This window comes from Massilia sp. WG5 (assembly GCF_001412595.2).
Lineage (GTDB): Bacteria > Pseudomonadota > Gammaproteobacteria > Burkholderiales > Burkholderiaceae_D > Telluria.
Genome location: NZ_CP012640.2, coordinates 5,080,338 through 5,095,996, shown reverse-complemented (window position 1 = coordinate 5,095,996; position 15,659 = coordinate 5,080,338). Strand labels below are relative to the sequence as shown.

At 66.4% G+C, this 15,659-nt stretch carries 15 protein-coding genes and 1 riboswitch; of the genes, 6 read left to right on the top strand and 9 right to left on the bottom strand.

Translation table 11 applies throughout. The features are described from left to right. Window positions 1-24: 24 nt before the first annotated feature. Both AM586_RS22750 and AM586_RS22745 read right to left on the bottom strand, forming a co-directional pair. Entirely contained in the window at window positions 25-237 is a 213-nt protein-coding gene (locus tag AM586_RS22750; RefSeq protein ID WP_047823322.1) for a hypothetical protein, read from the bottom strand. Then, a complete protein-coding gene (locus tag AM586_RS22745; protein ID WP_082439480.1) occupies window positions 234-1,040 on the bottom strand; it encodes a DUF2092 domain-containing protein in 807 nt (268 codons plus the stop codon). Before AM586_RS22745 ends, AM586_RS22750 begins: the two co-directional genes overlap by 4 nt. 298 nt (window positions 1,041-1,338) lie before the next feature. Between AM586_RS22745 and AM586_RS22740 the strand changes: the two genes are divergently transcribed. The 3 genes from AM586_RS22740 (at window position 1,339) to AM586_RS22730 (ending at window position 4,095) form a co-directional block, all read left to right on the top strand. Further along, window positions 1,339-1,779 (top strand): Rid family detoxifying hydrolase, encoded by a 441-nt coding sequence (locus AM586_RS22740; protein ID WP_047823418.1) that lies wholly within the window; start codon window positions 1,339-1,341, stop codon window positions 1,777-1,779. 107 nt (window positions 1,780-1,886) lie between these two features. Further along, window positions 1,887-3,299 (top strand): aminotransferase class V-fold PLP-dependent enzyme, encoded by a 1,413-nt coding sequence (locus AM586_RS22735; protein ID WP_229411073.1) that lies wholly within the window; start codon window positions 1,887-1,889, stop codon window positions 3,297-3,299. Window positions 3,300-3,408: 109 nt separating this feature from the next. Further along, a complete protein-coding gene (locus tag AM586_RS22730) occupies window positions 3,409-4,095 on the top strand; it encodes a response regulator transcription factor (protein WP_047823325.1) in 687 nt (228 codons plus the stop codon). A 115-nt stretch (window positions 4,096-4,210) separates the two neighbouring features. Here AM586_RS22730 and AM586_RS22725 read toward each other — a convergent pair whose 3' ends face one another. The 3 genes from AM586_RS22725 to AM586_RS22715 are packed head-to-tail and all read right to left on the bottom strand — an operon-like array spanning window position 4,211 to window position 6,529. After that, window positions 4,211-4,957 (bottom strand): SDR family oxidoreductase, encoded by a 747-nt coding sequence (locus AM586_RS22725; protein ID WP_109370514.1) that lies wholly within the window; start codon window positions 4,955-4,957, stop codon window positions 4,211-4,213. 19 nt (window positions 4,958-4,976) lie between these two features. Next, complete coding sequence (locus AM586_RS22720; RefSeq protein ID WP_047823329.1) at window positions 4,977-5,657, bottom strand: hypothetical protein; 681 nt, start codon at window positions 5,655-5,657, stop codon at window positions 4,977-4,979. A gap of 2 nt (window positions 5,658-5,659) precedes the next feature. Further along, window positions 5,660-6,529 (bottom strand): MipA/OmpV family protein, encoded by an 870-nt coding sequence (locus AM586_RS22715; protein WP_047823330.1) that lies wholly within the window; start codon window positions 6,527-6,529, stop codon window positions 5,660-5,662. Window positions 6,530-6,843: 314 nt separating this feature from the next. Here AM586_RS22715 and AM586_RS22710 point away from each other — a divergent pair, with 314 nt between their 5' ends. Next, window positions 6,844-8,160, top strand: a complete 1,317-nt coding sequence (locus AM586_RS22710; protein WP_047823332.1) for an ATP-binding protein — start codon at window positions 6,844-6,846, stop codon at window positions 8,158-8,160. Window positions 8,161-8,166: 6 nt separating this feature from the next. Here AM586_RS22710 and AM586_RS22705 read toward each other — a convergent pair whose 3' ends face one another. The 4 genes from AM586_RS22705 to AM586_RS22690 all read right to left on the bottom strand — a co-directional run bounded on the left by AM586_RS22705 (window position 8,167) and on the right by AM586_RS22690 (window position 12,061). After that, a complete protein-coding gene (locus tag AM586_RS22705; protein WP_047823334.1) occupies window positions 8,167-8,841 on the bottom strand; it encodes a thiol:disulfide interchange protein DsbA/DsbL in 675 nt (224 codons plus the stop codon). A 139-nt stretch (window positions 8,842-8,980) separates the two neighbouring features. Then, window positions 8,981-9,322, bottom strand: a complete 342-nt coding sequence (locus AM586_RS22700) for a hypothetical protein (protein WP_047823336.1) — start codon at window positions 9,320-9,322, stop codon at window positions 8,981-8,983. After that, the gene (locus tag AM586_RS22695) at window positions 9,319-9,981 is read right to left on the bottom strand and encodes a thiol:disulfide interchange protein DsbA/DsbL (protein WP_047823338.1); all 663 of its coding nucleotides are present in this window, start codon (window positions 9,979-9,981) and stop codon (window positions 9,319-9,321) included. The genes AM586_RS22700 and AM586_RS22695 overlap by 4 nt, the downstream gene beginning before the upstream one ends. A gap of 115 nt (window positions 9,982-10,096) precedes the next feature. Next, a complete protein-coding gene (locus tag AM586_RS22690) occupies window positions 10,097-12,061 on the bottom strand; it encodes a TonB-dependent receptor (RefSeq protein WP_047823340.1) in 1,965 nt (654 codons plus the stop codon). A gap of 77 nt (window positions 12,062-12,138) precedes the next feature. Further along, a riboswitch (cobalamin riboswitch) is annotated at window positions 12,139-12,372 on the bottom strand. A 127-nt stretch (window positions 12,373-12,499) separates the two neighbouring features. Here AM586_RS22690 and AM586_RS22685 point away from each other — a divergent pair. Together AM586_RS22685 and AM586_RS22680 are read left to right on the top strand one after the other, a co-directional pair. Continuing rightward, a complete protein-coding gene (locus tag AM586_RS22685) occupies window positions 12,500-14,725 on the top strand; it encodes a M1 family metallopeptidase (RefSeq protein ID WP_082439478.1) in 2,226 nt (741 codons plus the stop codon). Beyond that, window positions 14,722-15,654, top strand: coding sequence for a hypothetical protein (locus AM586_RS22680; RefSeq protein ID WP_156328113.1), 933 nt, complete (start codon window positions 14,722-14,724; stop codon window positions 15,652-15,654). The genes AM586_RS22685 and AM586_RS22680 overlap by 4 nt, the downstream gene beginning before the upstream one ends. The last annotated feature ends 5 nt before the right edge of the window (window positions 15,655-15,659 follow it).

The following is a 15,659-nucleotide window of genomic DNA, read 5'->3' as shown; positions in this document are numbered from 1 at the left end:
GGGTTTGCCGGCCTGGTCCGGCTCTCAACAATAATAGACGCCGGCGGCGCAGCGCCGTGCCGTCCGCCGGGCCACGCCCGCATAGCTGACCGGGGTCAGCGGGCGACCTACCACAGCCTTGGCCGGGGCCACGAAGCTCGGCACATGCCGGATGCCGGCGCGCTCGGCCGCCTCGAAGGCCAGCCCCAGGGCCACCACGGCCGCCAGGGCCGGACCGATGCGTTTCAGGATCTTCATGGCTTGCCTTTCGCCGCGCCGGCGGCCTTGAAGACGCTCGGAATGTCGCTCAGCTCCTGGACTTTTTCCGGCGTGAGTTTCTGGGCCCCGGCCGGGATGCTCAGCTTGAAGGGGTCGGCGGCAACCTGGGCGCCGGTCTTCCAGTCCCGGATGTCGAGGCTGTATTCCGGCGCCCCGACGACTTTCCTGCTGTTGATGCTGTAGCGACAGGGATAGGGATTCGGCCCCTGGGCAATCCAGATCTGCCAGTCGACCTCGCGCGTGCGGAAGGCGAGATGGTCGCATTCCACGCCGCGGATCACGCCGCTGCCGAGATCCTTGACCTCGGTGACCTCGGGCATCCACTCCTTGTACGGATCGGACATCAGCAGGTCCGCGCCCGGCACCGGGCGATGGTATTTGTCGCGCAGCACGTCCACCAGCTGGTCGATCGTGCCGGCCGCCTCGACCTGCGCGTACAGCTTCGAATTCTTGCCGAGCAGGGTCGCGGTCTTGCCGTCGAAACTCATCTCCATGTTCGCAAAGCCGCCGCGCCGGGTGACGTGCAGCTTGTCCGGCCGGTTCAGGATCACGCTCCCCGAAGCGGCCAGGGTGATCTTCTGCTGCTCGGTACTGACGATGTCGAGACGCGAGTCGAACTCGAAGGAAATCGCTTTTTGCGCGGCCAGGTAGTCGGACATCGTCTTCAGCAGCCGCCTGGCATCGGCTTCGTCGGCATGGGCCGCCGTCTGCGCCAGCGCGGCGCCCAGCAGCACCGCCCCGGCCGCGGCGCGGCGAGCCTTCATTTGATGCGGGAAAGTCATACCAGCCTCCCATTGCTGCCACGCTGCGGTCTCGCAGTCCTTGCAGCGTAGTTCAGCAGGAACACAGGCCAAGGCGAGTACGGAAACAACACGGATGCCTGCTGATGCGTCTCAAATGCCCTCTCCTTGGACGGAACCGCTCGGCGCACTAAATCGGGGCGAATAGCAACTTCCTCCGCCGTAAAAATTGACACCCGCCAATAAACGATGGATCCCCCCTTTTGCTGCCTTCAAGAAAGCGTTTAATGAAGCGCTTTCCCTTTACCGAGGAGAACCCGTGGACAAGAAACGCTTATTGATGGCTTTGTGCATTGGCGCCAGTGCAATCGTGCTGGGCGGCTGTGCGTCCCCGCCGCCGCACAAGATGGCGCTTTCGACCGACAAGATCTACCCGGCAATCGGTCCATATTCCCAGATGATCGGGTACGGCAATCTCATCTATTTTTCCGGCCTCATTTCCCTGAACAAGGAAGGCAGCGCGATCGAGGGCGCCACCATCGAGGAGCAGACCAGGCATGTGCTCGACTACGTCGGCGCGGGGCTGGCCTCGCAGGGCCTGAGCTATGACGACGTCCTGTCGAGCACCGTCTACATGAAGGACCTGAACGAGTTCGCGGCGATGAACGCCGTGTATGGCCAGTACTTCAAGAAGGATCCGCCGGCCCGCGCGACGCTCGAGGTCGCCCGCATTCCACGCGACGCTAAGATCGAGATCGCGATCATCGCCGGACGCAAGTAAGCGCCAGTCAGCGCAAGTAAGCGCAAGTAAGCCACCCCATCGATGAGGAGACCAGGATGCAGAATCGCAGCACGGCAGACATCGACACCCCGTCGTCGAACGACGTGATGGATATTCCGAAGCACTGGAGCCCGAGCAGGCGCGACTTCATGCGGATCATCGGCTCGGGCGCGGCGCTGGCCGCCCTCGGCCCGCTCGCCGCGTGCAGCCACAGCCACGCCAGCAGCCCGATCGACGAACTGCGGGCGCAATTGCTGGCCGACGAGGCCTTCTGGACCAACGTCAGGGACATGTTCATCCTGAACCCGGCCAAGCGCTTCATGAACGTCGGCACGGCAGGGTCGATGCCGAAAGTGGCGCTCGACCTGTTCGACACCGAAAACCGTGCCAAGGCGGCCGAATCCGGCAACGGCTACAGCAACCTGCTGGCCGAACGCACGCAGGTGGCGCCGGGCTTCGGCGTCGATCCGGACGAGCTGGCGTTCTCGGCCAACACCTCGTCCGGCATGTGCCACGCGGTCCTCGGCATCGACTGGAACCCGGGCGACGTGATCGTCACCACCAACCACGAGCATGGCGGCGGCGAGACCCCGCTGGCGATCGCGACCGCGCGCTACGGGATCGAAGTCTCGCGCATCCCGCTGCCAGTCGGAAACAACCAGAACGCCGCCACCTATGTCACGCTGTTCGACACCCGCATCAAGGAATTGAAGGCGCAGGGCAAGCGCGTGCGCGCGATGATGTTCTCGGCCCCGACCTACAAGACCGGCACCATGCTGCCGATCGCCGACCTGATGAACGTGGTCAGGCAGCACGAGCTGATCAGCATCGTCGACGGCGCCCACCTGCCCGGCATGATGGCCTACGACTACGCCCAGCTCGGCATGGACTTCATGTCGGGCGCCGGCCACAAATGGCAATGCGGCCCCGGCTCGACCGGCATCCTGATCGTGCGCAACAAGCTGCGTCCGTCGAACCCGCTGCCGCTGCCGAACTGGTTCCCGATCCATACCAGCAGCTGGACGGCGCACCAGCGCGGCGCGACCCGCACGCCGGCCTACGACATCGGCTCGACCATCACCTCGTGCGGCAGCCTGCACACGCCGATGTTCCACTCGCTGGTCTCGAGCTGCCAGATGTGGGACCAGATCGGCCGCAAGAAGATCGAAACCTACGACCTGGCACTGTCGGCCTACCTGAAGGAAAAGATCGCCGAGAAGTGGGGCGTCGAGCGCCTGTATTCGCCGAAGGACGATCCGAAGCTGGTGTCCGCGGTGAGCTCGTTCAACCCCTTCATCAAGGAGACCGACGTGCTCGACAGCGTCAAGTCGGGCCAGTTCGTCAGCCGCATGCTGAGCGACTACAGCCCCGGCTTCGTGATCCGCAACGTGAACGTGCCGGTGATCGGCGCGCCCAGCGACCACTACGTCATCCGGATCTCGACCCACCTGTGGACCAGCGCCACCGACATCGACCGCCTGGTCGACGCCATGTGGGACTTGAGCCGGAAGATGGGCTGAGCCACGGCGGATTTGTCTTAAATCTGTATCAGTTTGTCAGCCGTCGTCGGCAAATGTGCTCCTTCGATATTTACTCTTATACAATGTCGGGCGAAGGAGCACATCTATCATGTATCGCGTACTGTTGGTCGAAGACGATCCGCGCCTGGCGGAACTGGTCACGGAATACCTGTCCGGCTATGAATTCTCGGTCGAGCTCGCTACTCGCGGCGACACCGCGCTCGAGCATTTCAAGGAGAAGCAGCCCGACATCGTCGTGCTCGACCTGATGCTGCCCGGCATGGACGGCATGGTGGTCTGCCGCCAGATCCGCGAGCAGTCCGGAGTGCCGATCCTGATCCTGACCGCGCGCGAAGACACCTACGACGAAGTCTCGGGCCTCGAACAGGGCGCCGACGACTTCGTCAACAAGCCGGTCCAGCCGCGTGTGCTGCTGGCCCGCCTGCGCGCCCTGCTGCGCCGCACCCAGGCCAAGGCGGCGTCGGACAGCCGCGCGCTGGAATTCGGCGCCTTGCGCATCATGACCAGCGACCGCAGCGTCAGCTGGCGCGGCCAGCCCTGCGTCCTCAGCAATACCGAATACAAGCTGCTGCTGGTGCTGGCCGAGGCGGCCGGCCGGGTGCTGTCGCGCGACGAACTGCTCAAGAAGATGCGCGGCATCGAGTTCGACGGCCTCGACCGCAGCATCGACAACTGCATCTCCAAGCTGCGCAAGAAGTTCGACGACAACCTGTCGGAAAAGATCAAGACGGTGTGGGGCGAGGGTTACCTGTTCTCGCCTTCGGCCTGGAATTGATCAGCGCCCGGGCGTTGAAGAAAGTTCCAGGGCAAGGGATGCGGCCACCCGACGCACCGTCGAAGACAGTACGCTAGTACGGCGAGACGGTGCAACGCCGCCATGGAAGCTTTCTTCAGCGCCCGCCCGACACATCGATGAAGCTGCCGGTCGTATAGGACGCTTCATCGGACAGCAGCCACAGCACCGCCCGCGCGACCTCCTCCGCTTCGCCGCCCCGCGCCATCGGCACGGAGGTTTTCAGACGCCCGACGCGCCCCGGCTCGCCGCCGCTGGCGTGCATGTCCGTGTCGATCAGGCCGGGCCGCACGCCGTTCACGCGGATGCCCTCGTCCGCCACCTCTTTCGCCAGCCCGATCGTCAGCACGTCCAGCGCGGCCTTGGATGCCGCGTAGTCGACGTACTCCCCGGCCGATCCCAGCACCGCGGCGCGCGAGGAGACGTTGACGATCGCGCCGCCGCTGCCGCCACGCCTGGTCGACATGCGCAGCACGGCTTCGCGCGCGCACAGGAAGCTGCCGGTGACGTTGGTGGCGAGGATGCGCTCGATGCGGGCCGCATCCATCTGCTCGACGCGCATCTGGCGCGCCAGGATGCCGGCGTTGTTGACCAGCGCGTCCAGGCGGCCGCAGCGCGCGTCGACTTCGGCGAACATGCGCAGCACCTCTTCTTCGCGGGCGACGTCGGCCTGCAGCGCGAAGGCGGCGCCGCCGGCGTCAAGGATCGCGCGCACGACGGCGTTCGCGGCCGCCGCGTCGCTGCGGTAGTTGATGCAGACTGCGTAGCCGCGCTCGGCGGCCAGCATGGCGCAGGCGGCGCCGATGCCGCGGCCGGCGCCGGTAATCAGGATGGTCTTCGTCATGCGCTCAAGAATAGCGCGGCTAGTCGAAGATGGGAAGAATCGCCAGCGCCGGGTGGATGGTGACGACCTGGCCGCGCTCGGCGCCGGTCCCGAAGCGCCAGACGACGGCGGGGAGGCCTTCGTCGGCGTCGCCGGCGGTGAAGGGCAGCACCTGCTCGGGGACGTCCGGCCGGCGCAGGCGCGCCCCGCCCTCGGTGCGCTTCAGGAATACGAAGCGCACCGCGGCGCACTGGCGCGCGCGCTGGGAGGCGTCGACGTAGCGCAGGAAGGCCAGCGCCTGGGCACAGGCGGCGCGCAGCTCGGCCAGCTCGTACACGCCATCGGCGCGCACGGCGATCGAGACCTGCGGACGCAGCGTGAATCCGCTCCTGCTGCTCAGCGACAGGGTCGCGTTCTCGTCGTAGGCGGCCTTCTGCAGCGGGAACACGGTGCGGCCCAGCGGATCGAGCGGCAGGTTCAGCTGGGTCGACTTGCCGGTCAAGGCCAGTTGCAGTCCGTCGGCCAGGGCGCCGCGCTCGCTGGGCAGCACCTGCAGCTCGCTGACCAGCAGGTTCTTCGGACCGCCGTATTTCTCGAACACGACCATGGCCCGGTAGGCGTCCCGGTAACTCACGGCGTCCCCGCTGCGCACCTGCGCGCCGGCCGAAGCGGCCGTCAGCAGCAGGGCAAGGGATGCGATGAATTGTCGGACAGGACGCATCGTCAGAATCGATAAGCGATGGCGGTCGAAACCGTCAGGTTGGTGGACCGCTCGGTCAGCGGGCTATGGCTGGCGTCGCCCAGCAGGCGCTTGGCCTGCAGGCTCGACGTCAGCATCCAGGACGGCGTCAGGCTCCAGTTCCAGCGGGCGCCAAGATGCACGTCCTGCAGGCCGCGGCCCGGCGCGTAGGCGGCAAAGCGGCTGCGCCCGGCTTCCGCCGCGCTGACGCCGAAATACGATGCGTTGTACTGGTGGTTGACGATGCCCAGGCCGGCCATCAGCGACACCCGGTGGCGCTCGCCCGCGGCCAGCGCCAGGCGCTGCACGCCCAGCTCGAGGCGCGCGCCGTCATGGTCCCGGCCCGCGCCGAACAGCAGGCTCGAGGTCAGGCGCCATTGCGGATTCAGGTAGGCATTGTAGAAGGCGCCGGCCTGCAGGCGGGCACCGATCTCATCGATGCCTGTCAGGCCCTGGGCGGCCAGCATCGTCTTCTCGCCGATGATCGGCCCCATTCCTGCGAAACCATTGATACCGCCGATGATCGGGCCGGTGCCGGACCCGTCGCGGCCAGGCTGGACCGCCAGCAGCGGTCCGTACTCGACGGTCGGCGAATTCGACAGGTGCATGCCCGCGCTCATCCCGGAAATGAACATGCCGTTGCTCCATTCAACCTGAAGCACCGGCAATGCCGTCAGCTTGCGGCTTCCCGTTCCCTCGTAGCGCGGCGCCGACTGCACGCCCAGGCCCACGTACATGTCGCGGCTGCCGTCCGGCATCGGATTGACAGCCGGCGTCTGGGCCTGCGCCAGGGCGCCGGCCAGCGAAGCGGCCAGTGCGCCGGTGCTCAGGACGAGGGGAAGAAGCTTCTTCATATGCTGAGTAAAAAGATTCGGGAAGACAATATTCTACGTGCTTGTCTTCTCACTTCCTAACTCTCTCTCCCTCTCTGCTGCGAATAAAAAAGGCCCACCCTCACTCGCGCATCAGGTGGGCCAAACGGAAAAACCTGATGAGTACCCATCGTACGCAGGCTTGGCAAGAGATTCCTCCTCGACATGTACCGCTTTTGTCGTCAATTTGTAAAACACGAACTTTAAGATGGTTGCTCCTATACAATTCGAATGATGAGCAAGTTGAATATTCTTTACGTAACCGGCAGTCACCACGATCCCGCCGGAGCGGCGGCGTGAACCGCCTGTTCTTCCGCTTCTTCATCCTGGTCATGCTGTCGATCACGGCAGCGACCTTCGTCGTGTATTTCGTCTTCGCGCGCCTGTTCGGCGACCCGCTGGACGATATCGCGCGGCGCCAGGCATCGGCCCAGATCTTCCTGCTCGAACACTACGTGGACCAGGCCCCGGCCGACGAGTGGCTGGGGCGCCTGAACAAGGTGCGCGAGGTCTCGACGGTCCACTTCGACCTGATCCCGCTCGACGAAGCCCGCAGCGCCCTGCCGCGCGGCGCCCAGGCGGCCTTCGAGCGCGGCGAGATCGTGCTCGATCCCGGCCGCAAGACCTTTTTCCGGCGCGTCGACCTCGGCGGCGAGCGCTATATCGGCAGCAATGAAGACGCGATCCGCGCCTCCCGCCTGCCGGTCGACCTCGGCCAGGCGCTGCTGATGGAAGTGGTGCGCTATGTGGTGGTGGCGCTGGCGCTGCTGGTGCCGATCGCGCTGTGGTCGCGCTCGCACTGGCAAGGTCTGCAGATGCTGGCCCGGGTAACCGACGAATTCGGCGCGGGCAAGCTGTCGGCGCGCGCCGTCATGAAACCGTCCGACGCGGCCTACCCGCTGGCCCAGCGCATCAATGCGATGGCCGAACGCATCCAGGGCTTGCTGGAATCGCAGAAGAACCTGCTGCATTCGGTCTCGCACGAACTGCGCACGCCGATCGCGCGGCTCGAATTCGCGCTGGAACTGCTAAGCGAACGGGCCAACGACCCGGCCCTCTCGAAGCGGATCGCGGCAATGGATGGCGATCTGGCCGAGCTGAACGAGCTGGTCAACGAACTGCTGTCGATGAGCAAGCTGGACAACGCCAGCGAGCCGCAGCGCGCCCTGTTCGAGGTCGAGCCGGTGCTGCGCGAATGCGCCGACGGACTGCATCCGCGCCCGGCCGCGCTGCACGTCGAACTCGGGACCATGCTGGGCAGCGTCGACGGCGACCGCCGCCTGCTCGCGCGCGCGGTCGGCAACCTGCTGCGCAATGCCCAGAAATACGCGGCCGGGACGGTGGCGCTGAGCGCCTACCGCGACGGCGGCCTGCTCGAAATCCTGGTCGACGACGACGGCCCCGGCATCCCCGAAGAAGAGCGCGAGCGCATCTTCGAACCCTTCTACCGGCTCGACCGCAGCCGCGACCGCGCCACCGGCGGTTTCGGGCTCGGGCTGTCGATCGCGCGCAAGGCGGTCATGCTGCATGGCGGCATCCTGCGCGTGGAGCGCTCGCCGCTGGGCGGGGCACGCTTCGCGATCAGCCTGCCGGATGGCGTGATCGCGGGCTGAACCGGCTTACTTCGACGCCGCCGCCTTGGCGACCAGGGCGTCGGCGATCTGCAGCGTCGCCTGGAACATTTCCTGCGGATTGTTGGTCTTGATGCTGTCGTGGGCCAGCCCCGGCGAGGTCACGAAGCGGCCATCGATGACCAGGGTCGGCACCGAGTCGATCCGGTAGGCCTCGATCAGCTTGCCCAGCTGGCGCATGCGGGTCTGCACGCCGAAGGAGTTCCAGGCATTCAGGAAGCTCGTGCGGTCGATGCCGTTTTTCGAGACCCAGTCGATGATCGCCTCGTCCTTGTTCAGGCGGATGTGCTGCTTGTGCACGGCGTCGAAGACCTTGCCGTGCATCTCGTCGAGCTTGCCCAGCGCTTCCAGGGTCAGGAACAGGTGCGCTTCCGGATCGTTGGCGCCGGTGTAGGGCATGTGGACGCGGCGCACCTGGATGCGGTCGCCCTGCTTCTTGACCCACTCCTCGAAGCCGGGCTCCAGCCCGTTGCACACCGGGCAGTGGTACATGAAGAACTCGATCACCTCGACCTTCTTGCCGGCCGCCTGTACCGGCTGGGGCTGGGCAAGGACCGTGTAGTCGACGCCGGCTTGCGGACTGGTTGGCGAAGCGAAGGCAGGGATGGCGGTCGCGGCGCCGGCGAGCAGGCAGGCAGCGGCGGCAAGGCGCAGTAGACGCATGGGCAATTCCTCGTGGATGTCGAACGATAATCCCAAGCTTAACATTCTTTGAGGAAAAGATTGCCTTATAGGAAACTTAGGCGCAAAAAAAATCCCGCCGGGGTGGCGGGATACGAGTCGATACCAGAGTGTATGATTTTCAGTGGCGGCGCACGGCGGCCGGGGCTGGCGGTGCCTCCGGCTTGATGTGCGATACGCCGTACCACAGGTGTTCCCACCAGTGGTCGCGCGAGTGGACGGTCAGCAGGCAACGCCGGTCGACCTCGCCCTTGAACAGCGGGTCCGCGCACTTGTTCGTCATCAGGGCATTGCGCTGGTTTTCAGCATTGACCAGCGCGATACAGAGCCAGAAGACCATGCCGACCAGCACCGCCACGATGGCCCAGGCCCAGTGGAGGTAAAAGCTGGTGTCGTGCAAGTCCTCGTCTTCCGGCTTGGACTTGTCATAGATCTTCAGGATCTTGCCTTCGGCATCACTCATTTCGTTTTGGCAGCCTTTGCGACCAGCGCGTCCATCACCTGCAGGGTTGCCTGGAACAGCTGGGGTTCGTTATTCGTCTTGACCGAATTGTAAACCGTCGCCGGCGAGGTCTGGTACTTGCCGTCGATGACGATGGTCGGCGCACCGTCGACCTTGTAGGCGTCGATGATTTGCGGCAGGCGGCGCAGCTTGGTCATCACGCCGAAGGAATTCCAGGCGTTGACGAAGGTGGTGCGGTCGATGCCGTTCTTCGAGACCCAGTCGATGACGGTGGCGTCGTCCTTCATGCGGATACGGTCCACGTGAATAGCCTTGAACACTTTCGCATGCATCTCATCGACCTTGCCCAGCGCTTCCAGCGTCAGGTACAGATGGGCTTCCGGATCGTTGGGGCCGCTGAAGGTCAGGTGGATGCGCTTCAGGACGATGTTGTCGCCCTGCTTTTTGACCCACTGTTCAAACTGCGGTTCCAGCGCGTTGCAGTGCGGGCAGTGGTACATGAAGAACTCGATCACCTCGACCTTCTTGCCGGTAGCCTGCACAGGCTGCGGCTGAGCGAGCGTCACGTAGTCGACGCCGTTCTTCGGATCGGCCGGCGAAGCAAAGGCGGTGCTGACGACGAGGCTGGCGGCAAGCAGGGCAAAACGCAGGGAACGCATAAGAATCCTTCTCGAATTGGTTGTGCAAACGACCGCGAGATTACCACTTTTTCAGCCGCGAGCCTTAGGCCCGGCTTATTTTTTGCAATGCTTACCGCTTGTTACAGCACCGGGATCAGAAATCGTAGCGTGCCGACAGCTTCAGCTGGCGGCCGTCGCTCGGGTAGATGCCCGACTGGCAGCCGTAGGCGTAGCTGTAGTAGTGGCGGTCGGCCAGGTTCAGGCCGTTCACGGCGACTTCCCACGCGCCCAGCTTCACGGCGTAGCGCGCGTCGAAGCTCGCATAGGACGGCATGCGCGCGGCGCAGCTGTTGTCGAAGTCGCTGCCATTGCGCTGGCGGTCGACCCACTGCGCGCCCAAGTCGGCGCTCTGGCCATTGCCCGGCAGCCAGGCCAGGCGCGCCGTCAGCACGTTCTTCGGCACCAGCACCATCTCGCGGCCGGCGTTCGGGCCGTCCGTAAAGCTCGCGTTCACGTGCTGCAGATGGGCGGTGACGCGCCAGCCTGGGGCCAGCATGGCCTCGGCATCGATTTCGAAGCCCTGCCGGCGGGTCGGGTCGAGGTTGGTGTTGGCAAAAGCCGTCGGGTCGTAGAAGATCTCGTTGTCCAGCTTGTGGCGGAACACGCGCGCCGTCAGCTTGCGCCCTTCACTGCCCCAGCTGGCGCCGAGTTCGAGGTCGTGCGAGGTCTGCACCTTCAGCAGGCTCAGGCTGGTGCGGAAGCTGTTCTCGTCGACGTTCGCCACGCGGTAGCTCTGCCCCGCGCGCCCGGTCAGGGTCAGCTGCGGCAGCACGCGGTAGCTGCCCTGCGCCTCCCAGGCGTTCTGGCCCTGCGAACCATTGTCCGGCGTACCGCCCATGATGGCGTCGACATAGTCCTTGTCGAAGAGCTCGCGGCGCGCACCCAGCGCCACGCGGCCGTCGTGGGCCGGGTCGAAGCGCAGCTCGTCGCGCACGTAGATGGCCCTGGATTTCTGGCTGGCGTCGGCCAGCGAGTAATCGGCGGTGGTCTTGCGCTTCCAGTCGATCACGTCGATACCGGCGACCAGCTCGTTGAGCATGCCCGCGCCGGCGTCGCTCAGCCAGCGCGCGCGCGGCGAGAACTGGTTCTGGCGGCCCTTGTACTTCGTCACCGAAGCGCTGGAACCGAAATAATAGTTCGACTCGGCGTCGCGCTCGCGGTGCGACAGCTCGGCGGCCAGGTCGACCGCGCCCAGGCGGTATTCGGCGAAGGCGTTCACGCGGTCGGTGTCGAGCGAGCCGAAATCGTTCGGGGTCTGGGTCTGGGTCGGATCGGCGCGGAACTGGGCCAGGGTCAGCGAACCCGGCAGGCGCGAATCCTGGCGCGCGCTTTCCACGCGCACGCCGGCGCGGCCGCCCGTGTAGGCCAGCTGCAGGCCGGCCGTCACGCTGTTCTGCGTGAAGTCGCTGTTGTCGCGGTAGTTGCCATTGTCCTGGCGCGCCACGGCGGCATCGAAGCTGAGGGCGCCGGCCACGTGGGAGAGCGAAGCCCGCAGGTCGCGCTCGCGGAACTGGCCGGCCTCGCCGAACACCGAGCCGTGTGGGCGAGCCGAGAGGGTCGCCGCCTGGCTGCGCAGCGCTTCCTTGCGGGTGACGATCTGGATCACGCCGCCGGTCGCGCCCTCGCCGTACAGCACGCTGCTGCCGCCGCGGATGATCTCGATGCGCTCGACCGTGTCGATCGGGATGGTCGACAGCAGCGGGCCGGACAGTTCGTTTTCGTTCAGGCGCACGCCGTCGACCATGACCACCATGTTCTGCGCGCCATTCGTGCCGAAACCGCGCAGGTCGAGCGCGAAGTCGGGCGAGGCATCCAGGCTCTGGCGGCCGAACACGCCGCCGATCTTGCGGATCGCCTGGTTGACGTCGTTGACGCCGGCCTGGCGGATCTCGTCGCGGGTGATGACGGTGGCGCCGATCGGCTCCAGCGACTCGACGCTGGGGAAGCGCGAGCCGGTGATGACGACGGTGCTTGGCGCCTCGTCGGCGTGGGCGGCAAAAGGAATGGATAAGGCAATGGCGCAGGACAGCGCGAGCGCGGTCGTCTCTTTGGAATTCATCGATTATTCATTGTTCGATCGTTAGGCCGGCGCGCGTCCCCGCATGCCGGCTCTCGTTACGGAAGCGCGGCACGAAGCCGTCTTCCCCCTGTCCTGGCCGGTATCCGGGCTAACAAGACCGACCTTCCCCACCTTCCTGGGCGCGAGCGCGAAGTGGTTATCGGGGTGGCCAGCCGCCATGAAGGCGGCGCTTGTTTACCGTTGCGGGGGCAGCACACGTTGGCGCGGCGCCGTAGGCACCTGCGCTCCGTGTTTCCCGTTTAACTGCACGCGAAGAAGCGCGTGCGGGCACCAGAACCGGCAAATTATAAACCCATCAAGCAACATTCCTTGCCGATTTTGTGGCGATATGTGAACTTTATGACAGTGTTTTCGAATATAGTGTGACCACAAATACAACTTAACAAAATTCAACTCTGACTTCCGGGGGGTGTTTGCATGAGATTGGGTTCCACCGTATTGCGAACGGGCGCCCTCGCCGCCCTGCTGGCGGCGGGAGCGGCGCTCACCGCCGACCTGCTCGCCGAACCGGCTCCGGCGCCAGCCGGCGCGACCGCAGCCGGCAAGCCGGCGCCTTCCCTCGACGGCATTGCGCTGGCGGCTGCCGACGCGGCGGCGGTCAGCGTGCCGAGCAGCCCCGGCGCCTGGGGCGGGGCCCGCACCGGGTCGGAAGCGACCCTGTCGGACCGCGTGGTCCACTACGACATCGACGCCACCCTCGACCCGGTCAAGCACACGGTGACGGGCCGCGAAAAACTCACCTGGCGCAACCGCAGCAGCGTGCCGGTCAGGAGCGTCTACCTGCACCTCTACATGAACGCCTTCGAGGGCACGGGCAGCACCTTCTTCACCGAGAAGCGGCTGCGCGACAGCGCATTCCGTTCCGGCGTCGACATCAAGCAAGGCGAATGGGGCCATATCGCCCTGCGCAGCGTCACCCAGGGCGACGCCACCGTGCCCTGGAGCTTCGTCCATCCCGACAACGGCCCGGCCACCGACCACACGGTGGTGCGCTTCGACCTGCCGGCCGCGGTCGCGCCGGGCGCCTCGACCACCTTCGACATCGACTTCCACACCCAGCTGCCGCGGGTGATGGCGCGCACCGGCTACTTCGGCAGCTTCCACCTGGTCGGCCAGTGGTTCCCGAAGATCGGCGTGCTGGAACTGCCGGGCGAACGCGGCGCCGCCGCGCCTCGCTGGAACGCGCACGAGATGCACCTGAACTCCGAGTTCTACGCCGACTTCGGCAGCTACGACGTGCGCATCACGGCGCCGAAAGCGTACACGGTCGGCGCCACCGGCGAGCCGCAGGGCCCGCCCGCCGAGAAGGACGGCATGCTGACCCACCGCTACGTGCAGGGCGACGTCCACGACTTCGCCTGGACCGCCGACAAGCGCTCCGCCAAGCCGATGGTCGAGACGTGGACCGGCCCGGGCAGCCCGACCGTCACCGTCACCGTGCTGTATCCGCCCGAGTATGCGGCCAGCGCCGCGCCGGCGATGAAGGCGGCCAAGGATTCGCTGACCTATTTTTCGAACACGCTCGGCCCCTACCCGTATAAAACGCTGACGGTCGTGATCCCGCCGCACAACGCGGAAGAAGCCGGCGGCATGGAATACCCGACCTTCTTCACCGCCGAAGGCTATGCGCAGGTCGAGCCGGGCACCGCGAACCAGTACCTGCTGGACTTCGTCACCATCCACGAATTCGGGCACGGCTACTTCTACGGCCTGCTGGCGAATAACGAGTTCGAAGAGCCGATGCTGGACGAGGGCCTGAACGAATACTGGGACCTGCGCATGCTGCGCGACCGCGGCCAGCAGGTGTTCGCCGGCACGCCGCTTACCCGCCGGCTCGGCTTCGCGCCGGGCTTCCAGCCCTTCGCCGCCGAGCGCAGCGGCACACCGCGCGGCGACGCCGCCGACGCGCCGGGCCAGAACGCCTACGACCGCCTGCAGGGCATCGGCCCGGTCTACAGCCGCACCGCGATCCTGATGCGCGACCTCGAAGCGCGCATCGGCAAGGAGCCGATCGAGCGCGCCTTCAAGGAATACTACCGGCGCTGGAAGTTCCGCCATCCGAGCACCGCCGACCTGCGCGAGACCCTGGCCGAGGTCAGCGGCCAGCGCGCCGCGGTCGAAGCCGTGTTCGCCCAGCAGGTGTATGCGGCCACCAAGGTCGACGACCGCGTCGCCGACTTCACCAGCCGCGAACAGCTGCCGCTGCCGGGCACGCGCCAGGTCGGCAGCAACTGGGTCGAGGACAAGCAGGCCGACCTCGACAAGCGCGTCGAGAAGGAGCGCGAGGCCTGGAAGAAGGCGCATCCGAAGGCGAAGGAAGGCACGGGCCCCTACCCCTTCCGCACCGAAGTCCTGCTGCGCCGCTACGGCGCCGCGGTGCCGCAGACCCTGGTCGTGAAATTCGCCGACGGCAGCACGGAAACGGTGCGCTGGGACGCCAGTGAAAGCTGGCGCAAGTTCAGCTGGACCAGGCCGGCGCGCGCCGTCTCGGCCGAGCTCGACCCGCAGCGCCTGCACTACCTCGACGTCAGCAAGCTGGACGACAGCCGCACCATCGAGCCGGACGCCAGCGCCTCGCGCCGCTGGACCATGGACGCCGCGGCCTTCATCGAATACCTCCTCACCCTGATCGCGACCGTATGATGAGCACCGACCAGACCCTCGCCCCTCCTTCCCTGGCGCCGCAGAACACCAGCGCGCGCCGCCGCCACGGCCTGCGCCCCCTGCTGGGCGCCATGCGCGCCGCGCTGCAGTGGCGCCTGATGCTGTGGTGGGCCGTGCTGCTGCTGCTGCCGACCCTCGTCGCCAGCCTGCCGGTATGGCAGATGCTGAGCGTGAACCTCGACCACTCGGCCCACGCGGCCCAGCTGGCGGACAAGCTCGACATGCTCGCCATCGCCGACCTGGCGGGCAGCGTCCGCGAGCGCTTCTCGCCCGCCATCGGCGCCGGCGGCATGGTCGCGCTGGCGCTGACGCTGCTGCTGTCGCCGCTGCTGGCCGGGATGAGCATCCACGCCGCGCGCGCCACCCGCCGCCCCGGCTTCATCGACCTGCTGGCCGGCGGCGCCCAGGAATATGCGCGCATGTTCCGCATGCTGGTGTGGAGCGCGGTGCCGCTGGTGGTCGTGGGTGTCGTGGCCGGCGTCGCCTTCAAGCTGGCCGGCAAGACGGTCGATGCCGCGATCCTGGAAAGCGATGCCGACCGCGCCTCGCACCTGGCGTTGATCGTCTCGGCGGTGGTGTTCGCGCTGGTACACGCCACCATCGACGCCGGCCGCGCCCTGCTCGCCAACGAACGCCGGCGCCGCTCGGCCATCGTGGCCTGGTGGGGCGGCGTGCGCCTGATGCTGCGCCGTCCGTTCTCGCTGCTGGGCGTGTACGTGGCGGTGACCGGGATCGGCCTGCTGCTGGCGGCCCTGCTGGCGCTGGCGCGCCTGCACGTCCCGGCGCTGGGCGCAGGCGGCACCGCGGCCGCCTTCCTGCTGACCCAGGCGGCGGTACTGGTGCTGGGCTGGATGCGCAGCGCGCGGCTGTTTGCGATGATGGCGCTGGTGAGGGCAAGGCCGCAGTAAGCGAA

Coding starts and splice junctions, on each gene's coding strand:
- AM586_RS22750 (WP_047823322.1), bottom strand. CDS start 237: ATGAAGATCCTGAAACGCATCGGTCCGGCCCTGGCGGCCGTGGTGGCC.
- AM586_RS22745 (WP_082439480.1), bottom strand. CDS start 1,040: ATGACTTTCCCGCATCAAATGAAGGCTCGCCGCGCCGCGGCCGGGGCG.
- AM586_RS22740 (WP_047823418.1), top strand. CDS start 1,339: ATGGCTTTGTGCATTGGCGCCAGTGCAATCGTGCTGGGCGGCTGTGCG.
- AM586_RS22735 (WP_229411073.1), top strand. CDS start 1,887: ATGGATATTCCGAAGCACTGGAGCCCGAGCAGGCGCGACTTCATGCGG.
- AM586_RS22730 (WP_047823325.1), top strand. CDS start 3,409: ATGTATCGCGTACTGTTGGTCGAAGACGATCCGCGCCTGGCGGAACTG.
- AM586_RS22725 (WP_109370514.1), bottom strand. CDS start 4,957: ATGACGAAGACCATCCTGATTACCGGCGCCGGCCGCGGCATCGGCGCC.
- AM586_RS22720 (WP_047823329.1), bottom strand. CDS start 5,657: ATGCGTCCTGTCCGACAATTCATCGCATCCCTTGCCCTGCTGCTGACG.
- AM586_RS22715 (WP_047823330.1), bottom strand. CDS start 6,529: ATGAAGAAGCTTCTTCCCCTCGTCCTGAGCACCGGCGCACTGGCCGCT.
- AM586_RS22705 (WP_047823334.1), bottom strand. CDS start 8,841: ATGCGTCTACTGCGCCTTGCCGCCGCTGCCTGCCTGCTCGCCGGCGCC.
- AM586_RS22700 (WP_047823336.1), bottom strand. CDS start 9,322: ATGAGTGATGCCGAAGGCAAGATCCTGAAGATCTATGACAAGTCCAAG.
- AM586_RS22695 (WP_047823338.1), bottom strand. CDS start 9,981: ATGCGTTCCCTGCGTTTTGCCCTGCTTGCCGCCAGCCTCGTCGTCAGC.
- AM586_RS22690 (WP_047823340.1), bottom strand. CDS start 12,061: ATGAATTCCAAAGAGACGACCGCGCTCGCGCTGTCCTGCGCCATTGCC.
- AM586_RS22685 (WP_082439478.1), top strand. CDS start 12,500: ATGAGATTGGGTTCCACCGTATTGCGAACGGGCGCCCTCGCCGCCCTG.
- AM586_RS22680 (WP_156328113.1), top strand. CDS start 14,722: ATGATGAGCACCGACCAGACCCTCGCCCCTCCTTCCCTGGCGCCGCAG.